The sequence below is a fragment of the Corynebacterium lehmanniae genome (assembly GCF_043161975.1).
In the GTDB taxonomy this organism is placed as follows: Bacteria; Actinomycetota; Actinomycetes; order Mycobacteriales; family Mycobacteriaceae; genus Corynebacterium; species Corynebacterium lehmanniae.
Genome location: NZ_CP170998.1, coordinates 104,004 through 121,644 on the forward strand (window position 1 = coordinate 104,004; position 17,641 = coordinate 121,644).

The following is a 17,641-nucleotide window of genomic DNA, read 5'->3' on the forward strand; positions in this document are numbered from 1 at the left end:
AGAAACCCAGATGTCTACCAAGCTCGAACTCAACGACGTCAACATCTACTACGGCGACTTCCACGCCGTGCAGAACGTCAACATGCAGATCCCGTCCAAGGCCGTGACCGCCTTCATCGGCCCGTCCGGCTGCGGCAAGTCCACCGTGCTGCGCACCCTGAACCGCATGCACGAGGTCATCCCCGGCGCATCCGTGAAGGGCGAGATCCTCCTTGACGGCAACGACATTTACGGCAAGAACGTCGACCCGGTTGCCGTGCGCAACACCATCGGCATGGTGTTCCAGAAGGCCAACCCGTTCCCGACCATGTCCATCGAGGACAACGTCGTCGCGGGCCTGCGCCTGTCCGGCGAGAAGGACAAGAAGAAGCTCAAGGAAGTTGCCGAGCAGTCCCTGCGCGGCGCGAACCTGTGGGAAGAGGTCAAGGACCGCCTGGACAAGCCGGGCGGCGGCCTTTCCGGCGGTCAGCAGCAGCGTCTGTGCATCGCGCGCGCGATCGCTGTGCGCCCGGAGGTCCTGCTCATGGACGAGCCCTGCTCCGCCCTGGACCCGATTTCCACCCTCGCCGTGGAGGACCTCATCCACGAGCTGAAGAACGAGTACACCATCGTCATCGTGACCCACAACATGCAGCAGGCTGCGCGTGTGTCCGACAAGACCGCCTTCTTCTCCCTCGAGGCCACCGGTAAGCCGGGCCACCTGGTGGAGTTCAACGACACCACCACCATCTTCGAGAACCCGGAGCAGAAGGAGACCGAGGACTACATCTCCGGCCGCTTCGGCTAAAGCATTCTGCTTTTCGACGCGCCCCTTCGGTGCCCCACGCACCGCAAGGGGCGCCGCCCTTTTTGGACCTACTTCCGTTTGCGGAACTTGCGCTCGATGGTGGCGAACTTCTTCACCGGGTCGTAGTCCACCTCGTCGCGCTGCTGCACGTATGCCTCGGGCTTGAGCCCGGTGATGAGGAAGACCATGCGCCGGCCCACGCTGACGCAGCGGTCGGCGTAGCGCTCGTAGTAGCGCGCCAGCATGGACACGTCCACGGCTTCCCGGTTGGTGTATTGCCAATCCTTGTCGGTGACAAGGGCGCTGAGGTAAGCCTTCATGTCGTCCACGCCCTCGTCGATAGTGTGCAGCTCCACGGCGGAGTCGGCGTCCGGCTCGACAAGCAGCTTGCGGGTGGCGGCACCCATCTCGTAGACGAGGCGGGCGAGCTCCTGGACGTAGCCGTGCAGCGGCTCGGGGTAGACGGGGTCGGGGTGGCGCAGCCGGGCCAACAGCGCGATGTTCTTCGCCAGCGACCCCATGCGCTCGAAGCTTTCCACGATGTAGATCGCGGAGACCACCTGGCGCAGGTCGTAGGCGACGGGGCTGTGCAGCGCGAGGAGGCTCATGCTGCGTTCCTCGCAGCGCTGGCTGATCTCGTTGAGCCCGTCCGTGGCCGTCAGGGCGGCCTCGGCGTCCTCCAGGGATTGCTCCAAAAGCGCGGCCGTGGCGTGTTCCATGACTTCGCGCACGGAGTCGCACATCTCGAGGACGTCCTCGTTGAAGGCCTGGAGATGTTCTCTGTACACGGTGCGAAGCATGGGCTTCATGCTACGCACGCTGGCGGGTTTACCCGCCGTTATTTTCAATTTCGGCGCCTTCGGGAACGGTGTCGTCTTCGGGGTCGTCCAGCCAGCCCTCGGGCAGCGCGATCTTGCCGGCGGAGCCCTGGCGCCCGCGGGCGTCGTCCGCGTGCTGGGCCATCTCGTCCGAGTCGGCGATGGGTGCCAGGCGCTCCTTCAGCTCCGCCAGCGAGCTGACTTGGGCCAACGATTTGCGGAACTCGCCGCCGACGGGGAAGCCGCGCAGGTACCAGCCGGTGTGTTTGCGGATGTCGCGGCAGGCGTGCTCTTCGCCGTCGTGGGCGGCCAGCAGCTCCGCGTGGCGGTAGATGATGCCGGCAACTTGGCCGAGCGTCGGCTCCGGCGGGATCTCCTCGCCGCGCAGTTGCGCGCCGAGCTGGGCGAACAGCCAGGGCCTGCCCAGGCACCCGCGGCCAACTTCCACGCCGTGGCAGCCGGTTCGCTCCATCATCTTCGCGGCGTCGTCGGCGGCGAAAATGTCGCCGTTGCCGATGACGGGCACGCCGGTGCCGTCCATGTGCTCGACCAGGCGGCCGATCTCGTCCCAGTGGGCCTCGCCCGAGTAGCGCTCCGCGCCGGTGCGGGCGTGCAGGGCCACTGCGGCGGCTCCTGCCTCGGCGGCGATGCGGCCCGCGTCGAGGTGGGTGTGGTGCTCGTCGTCGATGCCGATGCGGAACTTCACCGTGATCGGGATCCCGGAGCCTTCGGCGGCGCGCACGGCGGCGTCGACGATGTTGCCGTAGAGGCGGCGCTTGTACGGGATAGCGCAGCCGCCGCCCTTGCGGGTGACCTTGGGCACCGGGCAGCCGAAGTTCATGTCCACGTGGTCGGCGATGTCTTCGTCCACGATCATGCGCACGGCCTCGTAGGTGAACTTGGGGTCCACGGTGTACAGCTGCATCGACCGCGGGGTTTCCACGTCGGCGAAGGTGGTCATGTGCAGGGTTTTCTGGTTGCGGGCCACCATGGCGCGCGCCGTGATCATCTCGCAGACGTACAAGCCCGAGGAGGTGCCGGTGAGCTCTTCTTCAATCTCGCGGCACAGCACGCGAAACGGCATGTTTGTCACCCCGGCCATCGGCGCGAGGATGACGGGGGAGCTCAAGTCAATGCCGCCGATAGTCAGGGCGGGGGCAACTGCAGTCATAGTGCCGCCCATTCTTCCCGTGGACTACGCGTCCCGTCCAATCGTCGGGTTTACGCCCGTTCGGGGGTACGGAGCCGTCGCTAAGCACTTGCTTTTCGACGAGCTCCGCCCGAATCCTGGCAGTGGGGCGTACGTCACAATATGGTGGGAAATGTTATATACCCGCACGAAACGATTTGAGGGAGCATCATGAGCGACCGCATTGCAAGCGCCAAGCTGCGCGACAAGGTTATGTCCGCCGAAGAGGCTGTCCAGTTTGTCAACCACGGCGACAAGGTCGGCACCTCCGGCTTCACCGGCGCCGGCTACCCCAAGGCTATGCCCGCCGCCATCGCGGAGAAAGCGAAGGCCGCCCATGAGAAGGGCCAGGACTTCTCCATCGACATGTACACCGGCGCCTCCACCGCACCGGAGTGCGACGGCGTGCTCGCCGAGGCCGGTGCGCTGCGCTACCGCATGCCGTACCAGTCCGACCCGACCATGCGTAACAAGATCAACGCCGGCGAGATGAAGTTCCAGGACATCCACCTGTCGCACTCCGGCATGATGGTTGAGCAGGGCTTCTTCGGCGAGGTCGACCTGGTCATCGTGGAGGCCGTGCGCATCACCGAGGACGGCAACATCGTCCCGTCCTCCTCGGTGGGCAACTCCGTGGAGTTCCTCAACGCCGCCAAGAAGATCATCATCGAGGTCAACTCCTGGCAGTCCGAGGAGCTCGAGGGCATGCACGACATCTGGACCGTGCCGCCGCTGCCGAACCGCATCCCGATCCCGATCACCAAGTGCGGCGACCGCATCGGCACCACCTACATCGAGATCGACCCGGAGAAGGTCGTCGCCGTCATTGAGACGAACGCCCCGGACCGCAACGCCCCGTTCAAGGCGCCGGACGAGATCTCCGAGCAGATCGCCGGCAACTTCCTCGACTTCCTGGAGAACGAGGTCAAGGCCGGCCGCCTGGCCTACGACGGCTACGTCATGCAGTCCGGCGTGGGCAACGTCCCCAACGCCGTGATGGCGGGCCTGATGGACTCCAAGTTCGAGAACATCCAGGCCTACACCGAGGTGATCCAGGACGGCATGGTCGACCTCATCGACGCCGGCAAGATGACCGTGGCGTCCGCGACCTCGTTCTCCCTGTCGCCGGAGTACGCGGAGAAGATGAACAACGAGGCCTCGCGCTACCGCGAGTCCATCATCCTGCGCCCGCAGTCCATCTCCAACCACCCGGAGGTCATCCGCCGCACCGGCCTGATCGCGTCCAACGGCATGATCGAGGCGGACATCTACGGCAACGCCAACTCCACCCACATCAACGGCTCCCGTCTGATGAACGCCCTGGGCGGCTCCGGCGACTTCACCCGCAACGCCTACATCTCCTCCTTCATCTCCCCGTCGGTGGCGAAAGACGGCGCGATTTCCGCAATCGTCCCGTTCGCGTCCCACATCGACCACAACGAGCACGACGCGATGGTCTTCATCACCGAGTACGGCGTGGCCGACCTGCGCGGCCTGGCCCCGCGCGACCGCGTGGCCAAGATGATCTCCATCGCCCACCCGTCGTACCGCCCGCTGCTGGAGGAGTACGTCGAGCTCGCTTCCAAGTGCAAGTACCAGGCAACCCCGCACGATCTGCGCCACGCCTTCGACTTCCACCTGCGCATGGAAGAGACCGGCACGATGATGAAGCAGGACTAACCCTGCCCCGATTTCCGGGCTAATGGTCCCAGGGGCTACCATTAGCCCCCGCGGGCCTTTAGCTCAGCTGGTAGAGCTACGGACTTTTAATCCGCAGGTCGCGGGTTCGATCCCCGCAGGGCCCACCTTCAACCCCCGTCGCTATATTGCGGCGGGCGTTTGTTGCATCCAGGGGCGGCTGGGCGGGCTAGAGTTGCCGCATGAACTTTGGGCTCGCGTTCGGTCTGTCGCTGTTCGCCGGTTTGTCTACCGGCCTCGGCGGCCTGCTTGTGGCGCTCAAGCGCAACCCCAGTGACAAGTTTCTCGCTGCTTCGCTGGGATTTTCCGCCGGCGTGATGGTCTACATCTCGCTGGTGGAGCTGCTGCCGGAGGGGGTCGCCTCGCTCGGGGGCGACGACAGGGCGCAGCTGTGGGGCACCGTCGCGTTCTTCGCGGGCATCGCTGTGATCGCGTTGATCGACAGGTTTGTGCCCGACGGCATCAACCCGCACGAAGACCCTTCGGGCGGAAAGACCATGCGCAACGTCGGCGTGGTCACCGGCTTAGCCATCGCGGTGCACAACTTCCCGGAGGGCTTCGCCTCGTTCATCGCGGCGCTGGAAAACCCGGCGCTGGGGCTTCCGATTGCCATCGCGATCGCCATCCACAACATCCCGGAAGGCGTGGCGGTGGCCGTGCCGCTGCGCCAGGCCACAGGGAAGAAGTGGAAGGCCGCCGGCTGGGCCACGCTGTCTGGTTTGGCCGAGCCGTTGGGCGCACTGATCGGGTTTGTGCTGCTTCGCCCCTTCCTGGGCCCGGAGACGCTCGGCGTGGCCTACGCCGCCATCGCCGGGATCATGGTGTTTGTCAGCCTGGACAAGCTTTTGCCCACGGCAATTCATACCGGCCGCCACCACACCGCGATCTACGGACTCATCGCGGGTATGGCCGTCATGGCGGCCAGCCTGCTCATTCTGCCGGGCTAAGGCCTACTTCCAGACCTCGAGGCGCATGAGGATCACGCCGTCGTCCGCGCGCACGAGCGCGAGGTCTTCCGGCTCCGCCACCTGGGCGTCGAGGATCTCGCGGGTGATGCGCAGCTGGTAGCGCTGCTTTTCGCCGTCGATGTCCACTGAGCCGATGCTGGTGTACTCGTTGTGGTCCTCAATCTCCGCCGCACTGACCGCCACGTCGGGGGTCTGGCCGGTGCCGCGCACCGCGAAGATCGGCTCGCCGGTGCTGAAGGACGCGCCCTCGCCGCCGGAAAGTATCGTCTGGATCAGCTCGCGCACAGCCACCGGATCCGTGGTCAGCGGCGCCACGGAGCGGGCGCCGAGGACGGAATGGTTCATGGGCGTGAGCTCGTCGTCAAGCTTGGCTCCCGCGTCGCGGTAGGAGACACCGAACTGCCGCAGCGCGCCGTTGACATCGCGGCCGATAAGGACTTCGATGCCCACCTCGCCGTCGCGGTCCACCACACGGTAGGAACCGAGGGATTCAACGATGGGGGAGTGCGCGGAAAGGAGTTCATCTTTTGTCGGGGACAGGGTCGCGTCGTAGATGATTGCTTCAGCCATGTAGGCCACTGTAGTGCTCGTTTGGTTGCTGCGAAGGCTGTGTCGTATGATTCAACGGCTGTCTTTGATGACAGGCCCCCATCGTCTAGAGGCCTAGGACTCCGCCCTTTCACGGCGGCAACACGGGTTCGAATCCCGTTGGGGGTACGGCCCTGTGGCGCAGTTGGTTAGCGCGCCGCCCTGTCACGGCGGAGGTCGCGGGTTCAAGTCCCGTCAGGGTCGCCATTAGCTCGAGGTACGCCTCGAGCCTTTTGCTTTGCGACGGCTACGCTTGGCACCCGTGAAGAACAAGGCTGACGCCCACGACGTAATCGTTGTTACCGGCGCGAACGAGAACAACCTGCGGGACGTCTCTGTCACGATCCCGAAACGCCGCCTCACCGTGTTCGCCGGCGTGTCCGGGTCCGGCAAGTCCTCGCTGGTCTTCGACACCGTTGCTGCCGAGTCGCAACGCCTGATCAACGAGACGTACTCGTCCTTTGTCCAGGGCTTCATGCCGTCGATGGCGCGGCCGGACGTGGTCGGGCTCGAAGGGGTGACCGCGGCGATCGTGGTGGACCAGTCTGCGCTCGGGGCGAACGTGCGCTCCACCGTCGGCACCGCCACGGACGTCACGCCGATGCTGCGTGTGCTGTTTTCGCGCATCGCGGAGCCGCACGCCGGCGGGCCGGGCGCGTACTCCTTCAACGTCCCCAGCGTGACGGGCGGCGGCGCGATCAAGGACGCGACCGGCAAGAAGAAGGTGGTGAAGAACTTCACCCGCACCGGCGGCATGTGCCCGGAGTGCGCCGGCACCGGCCGCGCGAGCAGGTTCGACGAGGCGCAGGTGGTCGACGACTCGCTGTCCATCGATGACGGCGCCATCCTCGCGCCCGGCTACAAGCCCGGCTCCTGGCAGTTCCGCGCCTACGCCGAGGCCGGAAAGTTCCCGGTGGACGTGCCTGTCGGCAAGTTCACGGCCGAGCAGCGCCACGCTCTGCTCTACGGCGAGCCCGAGAAGGTGCAGTACCTGGGCTTCAACACCACCTACCAGGGTCTCATCCCGCGCCTGGAGGCCTCGCTGCTGAGCAAGGAAAAAGAGGGCCTGCAAAAAGCCGCCCGCGAGTTTGTGGACCGCGCCGTGACCCAGGTGGATTGCCCCGCCTGCGGCGGCACCCGGCTGGCGCAGCACACGCTGGAATCGAAGATCAACGGCAAGAACATCGCCGAGCTGTGCGCCATGGAGGTCGAGGACCTGGCCGAGTGGTTCGAGGGCGTGGACGCGCCGGGCGTGGCGCCGCTGGTGGCGTCCATACGCGAGGCGCTGGCGAATTTTGTTGCCATCGGGCTGGGCTACATCGCGCTGGATCGGCCGAGTTCGACGCTCTCCGGCGGCGAGTCGCAGCGCGTGAAGATGATCCGGCACTTGGGCTCCGCGCTTTCGGACGTCACCTACGTCTTCGACGAGCCCACCGCCGGCCTGCACGCCGCCGACATCGACAGGTTGAACGGCCTGCTCACCGCGCTGCGGGACAAGGGCAACACCGTGCTCGTGGTGGAGCACCGCCCGCAGACCATCGAGGTCGCCGACCACGTCATCGAACTCGGCCCCGGCGCCGGCACCGAGGGCGGCCAGATTGTTTTTGAGGGCACCGTCGATGAACTGCGCGAGGCTGGCACGCGCACGGGTGAGAGCCTGAAGCTCGGCGTCGAGCTTAAGGAGGACCCGCGCGAGCCCGTCGATTGGCTGCAAGTGCGCGGGGCGAGCGAGAACAACCTCGCCGACATCGACGTGGACATCCCCACCGGTGTGCTCACCGCGGTGACGGGCGTGGCGGGTTCCGGCAAGTCCTCCCTGCTTCGCGCGTTGCAGGATTCCGCGCTGCTGGAAGACGCGGTGTGGGTGGACCAGGCCCCCATCTCCGGCTCGCGGCGCTCCAACCCCGCCACGTACACCGGCGCGCTGGACTCGATCCGCAAGGCGTTTGCGAAGGCGTCGGGGGAGCCGTCCTCGCTGTTCTCCCCGAACTCGGCCGGGGCCTGCCCGCACTGCAAGGGCGCGGGCGTGGTTTACGTGGACCTCGGCGTGATGCAGGGCGTGGACGTGCCCTGCGAGGTCTGCGAGGGTAAGCGTTTCAGCGACGCCGTGCTGGTGCACACCCTCGGCGGCAAGAACATCGCCGAGGTGCTGTCCATGCCGGCGGAGGAGGCGCAGCCCTACCTGAAGGAGAACAAGGTCAACGCGGCCGCCAAGATGTGCGGGCACCTTATCGACGTCGGGCTGGGCTACGTCACCCTCGGCCAGCCGCTGACAACCCTGTCCGGCGGCGAGCGTCAGCGTCTCAAGCTCGCGGCCAGTCTGAAGAAGCCGGCTCCCGCCTACGTCCTGGACGAGCCCACCACCGGCCTGCACCTCACCGACACCGCGCGCCTGGTGGAGCTGTTCGACCGGCTGGTGGATTCCGGCGCGACCGTCATCGTGGTGGAACACAACCTAGCGCTGGTGTCCCGCGCCGACTATGTCATCGACCTGGGCCCCGGTGCCGGCTCTGCGGGTGGGCGAGTGGTGGATGCGGGCACGGTGCGGCAGCTCGTCGATAGGCATGAAAGCACCGGGTCCGAAACCGGGAGATACCTCTCATAAGCTGGCGATTTGTAGCAGTGTGAGGGTGCTGTGTAGTGTATCAACTCGTGCAAGCGACAGTGTGAATCGCACTTGAGAGGGCACAGAAACAACAGAATATGGCCCTGTGGCGCAGTTGGTTAGCGCGCCGCCCTGTCACGGCGGAGGTCGCGGGTTCAAGTCCCGTCAGGGTCGCTGAATTGCTTGGCAAACGAGTAGTTCCGGCCAGATAGCTCAGTTGGTAGAGCACACGCCTGAAAAGTGTGGGGTCGCCAGTTCGATCCTGGCTCTGGCCACACTCCCGAAACCCCTTCCGCAGCGACGCGGAAGGGGTTTCACATATATAGTCGGCCGCATGTCTGAGAACCCGGAAGTATCCGTGCGCAAGAACGAAACGGAAGGCCAGTACGAAATCCTCGTCGGCGAAGAAGTCGCCGGCTTTGCCACCTACACCGACGCGAACGGCGTGCGCGACCTGCCGCACACCGTGGTGGACCCCAAGTTCCGCGGCCAAGGCCTGTCCAAGCCGCTGATCCAGGCAGCGCTTGACGACGCCCGCGCCGACGGCATGCAGGTCACCCCGTCCTGCCCCGCCGTGGAGCGCTACATCGAGCAGAACCCGCAGTACCGGGACCTGCTCGCCTAATCAGATGATGTAGCTGCCCGGATCGACGTAGCTGTCCGGGTCCACAAGCTTGATGCACTCGTCCGTCTTGCGCGGGCGGGTCTTCGCCGGGATGCCGACAGCGATGGAGTTTTCCGGCACGTCCTTGGTCACGACGGCGTTCGCGCCGACGGCGGAGCCCGCGCCGATAGTCACCGGGCCCAGCACCTTCGCGCCGGCGCCGATAGTGACGTTGTCGCCGATGGTGGGGTGGCGCTTCGTCTGTGTGAGCACCTGCCCGCCCAAAGTGACGCCGTGGTAGAGCATGACTCCCTCGCCGATCTCCGCGGTCTCGCCGATGACGATGCCCATGCCGTGGTCGATGAAGAACCTGCGGCCGATCGTCGCGCCGGGGTGGATCTCAATGCCGGTGAAGAACCGGTTCAACTGCGCCAGGATGCGCGCCGGCCCCTTCCAGTCCCGCTCCCACATGGCGTGGCAGATGCGGTGCACCCAGATGGCGTGCAGGCCTGAGTACACGACAGCGTTTTCGACGTCGCCGCGCGCGGCCGGGTCGTGCTCGCGCGCGTTTGCCAGGTCCTCGCGGACGGTGGAAATTACCTTTGCGGCCAGGGAAAGCATGGGGCGCAGTGTACCAAGCGGTTCATTTTTTGTGGGGATAAAGATTCCCCCGGGGTCATGGGTGGTCCGACCAGCCCTGCCCAGCCCGTCAGAACCGGTCCGTTCGCACGAAGAAACCGGCTACCTACAACCGGCTACCAGCCGAGTTGGGGATGCGGACAAATTCTTGGAGTGCATTTGGGGGACTTTGTCTCGTTGTTATGCACTCAGTGCTTGTCGGTGTTCGGCGATGGTGGTGTAGCCGTCGCCGAGTGTCGACTTCAATCGTCTGTGAATGTAGAAGTCGATGTAGGTGTCAATATAGTCGCGCATTTGCTCCACCGTCATCGTTGACACCACAGGCCTGCCTTTGAGCAGTTCTTGTTTCATCGTGCCGAAGAACCCTTCGGTGCGCGCGTTGTCGCCGCTGGTGGCTTTGCGTGACAGTGACGGGATGTATCGCCACCGGGTGTCGCACCACGCATCGGCCTGGCAGTCGGGGCAATCCAGGATGTTGTGGGTGTGGTCGGTGATCAGGCTGACCCAGCGTTCACTGCGGTAGAGCCCGCCACGGTCGGAATGGATAATCGGTTGCGCACCGTCGGGTTTTACCTCGTCGATTCGCGCGATCATCTCGGCGACCAAGTCGTGATTCGGCGACGTCGACATGGTGACCGCAATCGGCATCCCGTCGTAGAAATCGATCGCTGCCGACAGGAACAACTTCCCGTCTGGGCAGTGGATTTCGGTGACGTCGGTGCCGATTTTCTCCCACGGGGCATCCGCGTGGAAATCGTGGGTCAGCCCCTGAGTGTCGGCGTGGTCGATGAAATACTGCGACGGTGCAACAACCGGCCGGGCCGCATCCGAATCCGCATCCCCGTCGCTGCTGTCGGGTGGGGTGATCAGCAGCAGGTTTGCCGGTTTGTGGTCGGTTTCACCGGTGTAGGAGGAGTACTTGCCCGACGCCTTCGCCGGCGGGCGGCACCCAAGCTCTTTCATGAGGGTGCGCACGATCTTTTCCGACACTGTATGCCCCATGATCTTTAACCAGGCGTGGATGCGCCGGTAGCCGTAGCTTTGCCCGGATTCGGCGGCTGCCTGCAAGATCAGCGGTTTGAGTGCAGCGTGGCGCTGTTCGCGCTGTTGCACTACCTGCGTGTGTTTGTGTCGGTGGTAGTAAAACGTCGACTGCGCAATCCCAACGACCGCGCATGCTCGAGCGATGGAAAACTCGTGGGCGTCCGTGAGGGCAACCACCACTGCGGCTTTCGCCGCGGTGGACAGCTCACCGTCACGGACGTCGTCTTTTCCCCGCGACTCACCGTCGCGGACGTTGTCTTTTCCCCGTGGCTCACCATCGCTCATGAGCACGTGGATAATGGCGTCTTTGACCGTTTCCCGGTCGCGCATCTCAACAACGAGTTTTTTCAGCTCGTCCATGTCACTGGGTAAATCAGCGATATCGTCTATCGGCCCAGGCCCTGGCAGCCACTCGTTGACTGGCCGGGGTGGTTTCTTCGCATTGGCTGCCTCATCGACTCGCTGCTGCTGATGGTTGCGTTGGACTTTGCGGTGTTTGCTCACGCGTTCCATTGTCGCCGCATAGGCCTCGTCGAAAGTCATCGACGCTGCCGAATCGCGTTCGTCATCGTCGGGCCAAAACCGCTTCGTCCAGGTCAGTGCCGCGGTGTCGTGGACATCGAACTCCACGGCAATGTCACGCACTGTCGCCTGCGAGGTCAATCTGCGTGCGACAACTTTTGCGATGGTCTCAGCGTCGTAGGCGCGTCGCGTACCGTCCAAGCTCTGGCCACGACGCTTGGCCGCAACCCAGTTGCCGACCGTGGCCACCGACGGTCGGCGACCACACGCGTGTTCAGCCCAGTCGCAGACCTCACGGGCAGACGACCCAGCCAAAAACCTCTCAACCGCACCAACGCGGATATCAGATGGAAAACCTGCGGGCATCGGAATACCTTCCAGCCCCCAACACTCCAACTTTTTGTCCGCGCTCCCGTTTTCGACGGGTAGCCGGTTGTAGGTAGCCGGTTTGCGGGTTTCGGGCCCCGCCCGCCCCGGCGCCGGATGGTGTCGGGGCCGGGGGAGGGGCGACAGCTCGTCGCAAAGCAAATAGTGCTTAGTCGCGGATGTCCTCGTACAGGACGGTGGAGACGTAGCGCTCGCCGAAGTCCGGGATGATGACCACGATGGTCTTGCCCGCGTTCTCCTCGCGCGCGGCCAGCTCCAGCGCCGCCTTGACGTTTGCACCTGCGGAGATGCCGCCGAGGATGGCGTCCTTCACCGCGAGCTCGCGGGAAGTGGACACGGCGTCCTCGTTGGTCACGGCGATGATCTCGTCCACGACGTTGCGGTCCAGGGTGCCCGGGATGAAGTTGGCGCCCAGACCCTGGATCTTGTGCGGGCCAGCCTCGCCCTTGGAGAGCAGTGGGGAGGCAGCCGGCTCGACGGCCACGGCCTTGACGTCCGACTTCTGCTCCTTGAGGTACTTGCCGGCACCCGAGATGGTGCCGCCGGTGCCCACGCCCGCGACGAGGATGTCCACCTCGCCGTCGGTGTCCTCCCAGATTTCCGGGCCGGTGGTGGCGTAGTGGATCTTCGGGTTGGCCTCGTTCTCAAACTGGCGGGCCAGGATGGCGCCCTCGTTCTGCTCTACCAGCTCGTTGGCCTTCTCCACGGCCCCCTTCATGCCGGCGGCGCCCGGGGTGAGCACGATCTCTGCGCCGTAGGCGCGCAGCAGCACGCGGCGCTCGGTGGACATGGTCTCCGGCATGGTCAGGATGACCTTGTAGCCCTTCGCGGCGCCCGCGAGTGCGAGTGCGATGCCGGTGTTGCCGGAGGTTGCCTCGACGATGGTGCCACCCGGCTTCAGCTCGCCGGATGCCTCGGCGGCCTCGATGATGGCCTTGCCGATGCGGTCTTTGACGGAGTTGGCCGGGTTGTAGAACTCCAGCTTGGCCAGCACGCGGGCCTTGGATCCGTTGGCCTCGGTGATGTCCTTCAGCTCGACGAGCGGGGTGCCGCCGATGAGGTCGAGAACGTTGCTTGCGATCTTCGCCATGAGAGATTGCCTCCTGGGTTGATTGAGTTTGTTTAAGGCTCAGCATACACCCCGAACTAGACCGGGTGGTTTGTCTCGTGTGTACCGGATGGTTCGGACCGGCGTTTTGGGTGCCGTGGAAGCGTTGAATCAAGCGCCGTTCGAGCGGGGCTAAGTTTGGCTACCCCCGTTCGCGCGATATGATCACGATTGTTTTTGAGTCCTGTTCGGATTCGGGTGTTCCCCAAACGGGTGCCCCCGGAACGGTGGAAGGCGACACGTATGACGATGGATGCGCAGCGCATCAAGGACGACGATGACGCGATCCGTGCTGCACTGACCGCGTTGAAGACCGCAACCGGAATTCCAGTTGCCATGTACGGCACTCTCCTGTCGGACAACCGGATCCAAATCACCCAGTGGATCGGCCTGCGTACCCCGGCGCTGCAGAACCTCAGCGTCGCCGAGGGGGCTGGCGTGGGCGGCAGGGTCGTGTCCACCCGCCGCGCAGTGGGCATCGCCGACTACACGCGAGCGTCCGTGATCTCCCACGAGTACGACCAGCAGATCCAGGACGAGGGCCTGCACTCCGTCGTGGCCGTGCCGGTGATCGTGCAGCGTGAGATTCGGGGCGTGTTGTACGTCGGCGTGCACTCGCCTGTGCGTCTGGGCGACAAGGTCATCGAGGAAGTCGCCATGACCGCGCGCACCCTCGAGCAGGAGCTCGCCGTCAACGCGGCGCTGCGCTCTTCCGACGGCGGGGACCGCGCCGGCGCCAAGACCGGTCGCGCGATGAACGGCGCCGAGTGGGAGCAGGTGCGCGCCACCCACTCCAAGCTGCGCATGCTGACCAACCGTGTGGAGGACGAGAAGCTGCGCAAAGAGCTCGAGCAGCTCTGTGAGCAGCTGGTCTCCCCGGTGGCCGTGAAGCAGACCACCAAGCTGTCCGCTCGCGAGCTCGACGTGCTCGCATGCGTGGCGCTCGGCCACACCAACGTGGAGGCCGCCGCCGAGATGGGCATCGGCGCGGAGACCGTGAAGTCCTACCTGCGCAGCGTGATGCGCAAACTCGGTGCTCACACCAGGTATGAGGCGGTCAACGCCGCGCGTCGCATCGGCGCTCTGCCGTAGGCAATTGCTTATCGACGTCCCTCCGGTTCTGTACTGTGGCGGACGTGAAAGAACGGTTTTTGGTTTCAGGCGGCGCCCGGCTTGCGGGCGAAGTTCGCGTCGACGGCGCCAAGAACAGCGTGCTCAAACTGATGGCCGCGGCCCTTCTTGCCGAAGGCACCACCACGCTGCGCAACTGCCCCCGGATCCTGGACGTTCCGCTGATGCGCGACGTCCTGGTCGGGCTGGGCTGCGAGGTGGACATTGACGGCGATGTGGTGCGCATCCACACTCCGGCCGAGGTGTCCCCGCACGCGGACTTTGACGCGGTGCGCCAGTTCCGCGCATCCGTTGCAGTGCTCGGGCCGTTGGTGGCCCGTTGCACCGAGGCGTACGTGGCGCTTCCTGGCGGAGACGCGATTGGCTCGCGCCCGCTGGACATGCACCAGTCCGGCCTGGAGAAGCTGGGCGCGACCACCCACATCGAGCACGGCGCGGTGGTGGCGCGGGCAGACAAACTCACCGGCGCCTCCATCAAGCTGGACTTCCCGTCCGTGGGTGCGACGGAGAACATCGTCACCGCGGCGGTGCTTGCGGACGGCCGCACCGTGCTTGACAACGCCGCGCGCGAGCCGGAGATCGTGGACCTGTGTTCCATGCTCAATTCCATGGGCGCGCGCATCGAAGGCGCGGGCACGTCCACCATCACCGTCGATGGTGTGGATTCGCTCTCGCCGACGGAGCATACGGTGGTCGGCGACCGCATCGTCGCCGGTACCTGGGCGTACGCCGCGGCCATGACCCAGGGCGACATCACCGTCACCGGCGCCGCCCCCGGGCATCTGCACCTGGCGCTGTCGAAGCTCAAGCTCGCCGGCGCCAACGTGGAGACCTACGACAACGGGTTCCGCGTGCGCATGGACCAGCGTCCACGCGCCGTGGACTACCAGACCTTGCCGTACCCCGGCTTTCCGACGGACCTCCAGCCCATGGCAATCGCGCTGGCGACGATTGCCGACGGCGTATCCGTGATCACCGAGAACGTCTTCGAGGCCCGCTTCCGGTTTGTGGACGAGATGCTGCGCCTGGGCGCCGACGCCAACGTGGACGGCCACCACGTCATGCTGCGTGGAGTGGACAACCTGTCGTCCACCGACGTGTGGTCCTCCGACATCCGCGCCGGCGCCGGACTCGTGCTCGCTGGCCTGGTCGCGGACGGTGTGACCACCGTGCACGAGGTGCACCACATCGACCGCGGCTACCCGGCCTTTGTCGAGCAGTTAAACGCGCTTGGTGCACATGTAGAACGCGCATAAAACCCGCGTTGTGCTGCGGGTTTGTGTTGTGTGTGGGGTGTGTGTAACTTATATCGAGTCAGCGAGACCGACAACGCCCCGCTGGAAGGTGAGATTCTTTCCGGTTTGTGTGGCGGGCAGGAAAACAATCGCTGGTAGATTCCAAAGTCACTTTGATGCTGACTCACTGTGTGTGGGTTGGTGTTGGGTGTGCTGGTGTTGTTTGAGAACTCGATAGTGTGCCAATGTACTTTTGTTGCGTGGGTGTGTTTGCCTGCCTCGTTTTGTGCACTGTGTGGTGTGCGCCCTGTTGTGGGTGTGTGCCGGTGGTGGCGTGGTTGAATTCCAATGATGGATCGCGTCATCTGTTTGGTTCAGTGTGCGTGGGGTGTGGTTGAACATGTTTCACGTATTTTTGGCCGACCCCTGTGTTTTCGACCCCGTCGGGTTGGGGGTTGGTTGTTGAACCTTTGTAATTTTTGGATTTTTGCCAGTCACTTGATGCCCTGGTTTTGGGTGTTTGGTTTGTTTTTGGTTGGGTTTGGGCTTTTCACGGCCTGTTTCTTTCTGAAACTTTTTGTGGAGAGTTTGATCCTGGCTCAGGATGAACGCTGGCGGCGTGCTTAACACATGCAAGTCGAACGGAAAGGCTCCTGCTTGCAGGGGTACTCGAGTGGCGAACGGGTGAGTAACACGTGGGTGATCTGCCCTGCACTTCGGGATAAGCCTGGGAAACTGGGTCTAATACCGGATAGGACGATGGTTTGGATGCCATTGTGGAAAGTTTTTTCGGTGTGGGATGAGCTCGCGGCCTATCAGCTTGTTGGTGGGGTAATGGCCTACCAAGGCGTCGACGGGTAGCCGGCCTGAGAGGGTGTACGGCCACATTGGGACTGAGATACGGCCCAGACTCCTACGGGAGGCAGCAGTGGGGAATATTGCACAATGGGCGCAAGCCTGATGCAGCGACGCCGCGTGGGGGATGACGGCCTTCGGGTTGTAAACTCCTTTCGCTAGGGACGAAGCGCAAGTGACGGTACCTGGAGAAGAAGCACCGGCTAACTACGTGCCAGCAGCCGCGGTAATACGTAGGGTGCGAGCGTTGTCCGGAATTACTGGGCGTAAAGAGCTCGTAGGTGGTTTGTCGCGTCGTTTGTGTAAGCCCGCAGCTTAACTGCGGGACTGCAGGCGATACGGGCATAACTTGAGTGCTGTAGGGGAGACTGGAATTCCTGGTGTAGCGGTGGAATGCGCAGATATCAGGAGGAACACCGATGGCGAAGGCAGGTCTCTGGGCAGTAACTGACGCTGAGGAGCGAAAGCATGGGTAGCGAACAGGATTAGATACCCTGGTAGTCCATGCCGTAAACGGTGGGCGCTAGGTGTGAGTCCCTTCCACGGGGTTCGTGCCGTAGCTAACGCATTAAGCGCCCCGCCTGGGGAGTACGGCCGCAAGGCTAAAACTCAAAGGAATTGACGGGGGCCCGCACAAGCGGCGGAGCATGTGGATTAATTCGATGCAACGCGAAGAACCTTACCTGGGCTTGACATACACCAGATCGCTGCAGAGATGTAGCTTCCCTTTGTGGTTGGTGTACAGGTGGTGCATGGTTGTCGTCAGCTCGTGTCGTGAGATGTTGGGTTAAGTCCCGCAACGAGCGCAACCCTTGTCTTATGTTGCCAGCACGTTATGGTGGGGACTCGTGAGAGACTGCCGGGGTTAACTCGGAGGAAGGTGGGGATGACGTCAAATCATCATGCCCCTTATGTCCAGGGCTTCACACATGCTACAATGGTCGGTACAACGCGTCTGCAAGCCTGTGAGGGTGAGCTAATCGCTGTAAAGCCGGTCGTAGTTCGGATTGGGGTCTGCAACTCGACCCCATGAAGTCGGAGTCGCTAGTAATCGCAGATCAGCAACGCTGCGGTGAATACGTTCCCGGGCCTTGTACACACCGCCCGTCACGTCATGAAAGTTGGTAACACCCGAAGCCAGTGGCCTGTCATGGGAGCTGTCGAAGGTGGGATCGGCGATTGGGACGAAGTCGTAACAAGGTAGCCGTACCGGAAGGTGCGGCTGGATCACCTCCTTTCTAAGGAGCTTTTATTTTTCGCCCGCAGTTGTGGGTGTTGTTTTGTGTGGTTGAGTCGCCGAGTGTGCGACTGCCACGAAAGTATTTTGCCGGGTGGAGACACACCTTCAAGGTCATGGTGGCACCGTCTGGATGGTGGTGCGGCTGGGCTGAGAAGGGGTTGTGCTCACATGGTGTTGGTTGGTGGTCACACCGGTTTGCGTGACAAAAGAGTATGCGTTGGTG

General features: G+C 63.9%; 13 protein-coding genes, 5 tRNA genes and 1 rRNA gene. 13 read left to right on the forward strand and 6 right to left on the reverse strand.

Annotated elements, in window-relative coordinates:
* Positions 1-10 precede the first annotated feature (10 nt).
* The gene (gene pstB, locus ACF3NP_RS00490) at positions 11-787 is read left to right on the forward strand and encodes a phosphate ABC transporter ATP-binding protein PstB (RefSeq protein ID WP_181889021.1); all 777 of its coding nucleotides are present in this window, start codon (positions 11-13) and stop codon (positions 785-787) included.
* Between the two features lie 68 nt (positions 788-855).
* On the opposite strand, the gene ACF3NP_RS00495 is transcribed toward pstB, so the two are convergent.
* Together ACF3NP_RS00495 and dusB are read right to left on the reverse strand one after the other, a co-directional pair.
* On the reverse strand, positions 856-1,587 hold the full coding sequence (locus ACF3NP_RS00495; RefSeq protein ID WP_239307576.1) for a phosphate signaling complex PhoU family protein: 732 nt from the start codon (positions 1,585-1,587) through the stop codon (positions 856-858).
* Between the two features lie 28 nt (positions 1,588-1,615).
* Positions 1,616-2,776, reverse strand: coding sequence for a tRNA dihydrouridine synthase DusB (gene dusB, locus ACF3NP_RS00500; RefSeq protein WP_239307577.1), 1,161 nt, complete (start codon positions 2,774-2,776; stop codon positions 1,616-1,618).
* Between the two features lie 189 nt (positions 2,777-2,965).
* Between dusB and ACF3NP_RS00505 the strand changes: the two genes are divergently transcribed.
* The 3 genes from ACF3NP_RS00505 to zupT all read left to right on the forward strand — a co-directional run bounded on the left by ACF3NP_RS00505 (position 2,966) and on the right by zupT (position 5,439).
* On the forward strand, positions 2,966-4,474 hold the full coding sequence (locus tag ACF3NP_RS00505; protein WP_392398789.1) for an acetyl-CoA hydrolase/transferase family protein: 1,509 nt from the start codon (positions 2,966-2,968) through the stop codon (positions 4,472-4,474).
* Between the two features lie 52 nt (positions 4,475-4,526).
* Positions 4,527-4,599 (forward strand) — tRNA-Lys (locus tag ACF3NP_RS00510).
* 75 nt (positions 4,600-4,674) lie between these two features.
* The gene (zupT, locus tag ACF3NP_RS00515; RefSeq protein ID WP_181889018.1) at positions 4,675-5,439 is read left to right on the forward strand and encodes a zinc transporter ZupT; all 765 of its coding nucleotides are present in this window, start codon (positions 4,675-4,677) and stop codon (positions 5,437-5,439) included.
* A gap of 3 nt (positions 5,440-5,442) precedes the next feature.
* Here zupT and ACF3NP_RS00520 read toward each other — a convergent pair whose 3' ends face one another.
* On the reverse strand, positions 5,443-6,030 hold the full coding sequence (locus ACF3NP_RS00520; protein WP_181889017.1) for a CG0192 family protein: 588 nt from the start codon (positions 6,028-6,030) through the stop codon (positions 5,443-5,445).
* Positions 6,031-6,104: 74 nt separating this feature from the next.
* On the opposite strand from ACF3NP_RS00520, the gene ACF3NP_RS00525 reads away from it, so the two are divergent.
* The 6 genes from ACF3NP_RS00525 (at position 6,105) to ACF3NP_RS00550 (ending at position 9,278) form a co-directional block, all read left to right on the forward strand.
* Positions 6,105-6,177: transfer RNA gene (locus tag ACF3NP_RS00525), tRNA-Glu, on the forward strand.
* Between the two features lies 1 nt (position 6,178).
* A tRNA-Asp gene (locus ACF3NP_RS00530) sits at positions 6,179-6,255 on the forward strand.
* Positions 6,256-6,310: 55 nt separating this feature from the next.
* Positions 6,311-8,653: an ATP-binding cassette domain-containing protein gene (locus tag ACF3NP_RS00535; protein WP_392398790.1), complete on the forward strand. Its 2,343-nt coding sequence runs from the start codon at positions 6,311-6,313 to the stop codon at positions 8,651-8,653.
* A gap of 100 nt (positions 8,654-8,753) precedes the next feature.
* Positions 8,754-8,827 (forward strand) — tRNA-Asp (locus ACF3NP_RS00540).
* A 28-nt stretch (positions 8,828-8,855) separates the two neighbouring features.
* A tRNA-Phe gene (locus ACF3NP_RS00545) sits at positions 8,856-8,928 on the forward strand.
* A gap of 59 nt (positions 8,929-8,987) precedes the next feature.
* Positions 8,988-9,278, forward strand: coding sequence for a GNAT family N-acetyltransferase (locus ACF3NP_RS00550; RefSeq protein WP_239357421.1), 291 nt, complete (start codon positions 8,988-8,990; stop codon positions 9,276-9,278).
* Here ACF3NP_RS00550 and epsC read toward each other — a convergent pair whose 3' ends face one another.
* From epsC to cysK, 3 genes are all read right to left on the reverse strand, one after another.
* Entirely contained in the window at positions 9,279-9,878 is a 600-nt protein-coding gene (gene epsC / locus ACF3NP_RS00555; protein ID WP_239307583.1) for a serine O-acetyltransferase EpsC, read from the reverse strand.
* A gap of 198 nt (positions 9,879-10,076) precedes the next feature.
* Positions 10,077-11,711: an IS3 family transposase gene (locus tag ACF3NP_RS00560; RefSeq protein ID WP_181889013.1), complete on the reverse strand. Its 1,635-nt coding sequence runs from the start codon at positions 11,709-11,711 to the stop codon at positions 10,077-10,079.
* A 286-nt stretch (positions 11,712-11,997) separates the two neighbouring features.
* Positions 11,998-12,939, reverse strand: a complete 942-nt coding sequence (gene cysK / locus ACF3NP_RS00565) for a cysteine synthase A (protein ID WP_181889012.1) — start codon at positions 12,937-12,939, stop codon at positions 11,998-12,000.
* 267 nt (positions 12,940-13,206) lie between these two features.
* Here cysK and ramA point away from each other — a divergent pair, with 267 nt between their 5' ends.
* The 3 genes from ramA to ACF3NP_RS00580 all read left to right on the forward strand — a co-directional run bounded on the left by ramA (position 13,207) and on the right by ACF3NP_RS00580 (position 17,416).
* Complete coding sequence (ramA, locus tag ACF3NP_RS00570) at positions 13,207-14,049, forward strand: acetate metabolism transcriptional regulator RamA (RefSeq protein WP_181889639.1); 843 nt, start codon at positions 13,207-13,209, stop codon at positions 14,047-14,049.
* Between the two features lie 44 nt (positions 14,050-14,093).
* Entirely contained in the window at positions 14,094-15,344 is a 1,251-nt protein-coding gene (murA, locus tag ACF3NP_RS00575) for a UDP-N-acetylglucosamine 1-carboxyvinyltransferase (RefSeq protein ID WP_181889011.1), read from the forward strand.
* Positions 15,345-15,899: 555 nt separating this feature from the next.
* Positions 15,900-17,416, forward strand: a 16S ribosomal RNA gene (locus ACF3NP_RS00580).
* Positions 17,417-17,641: the final 225 nt, after the last annotated feature.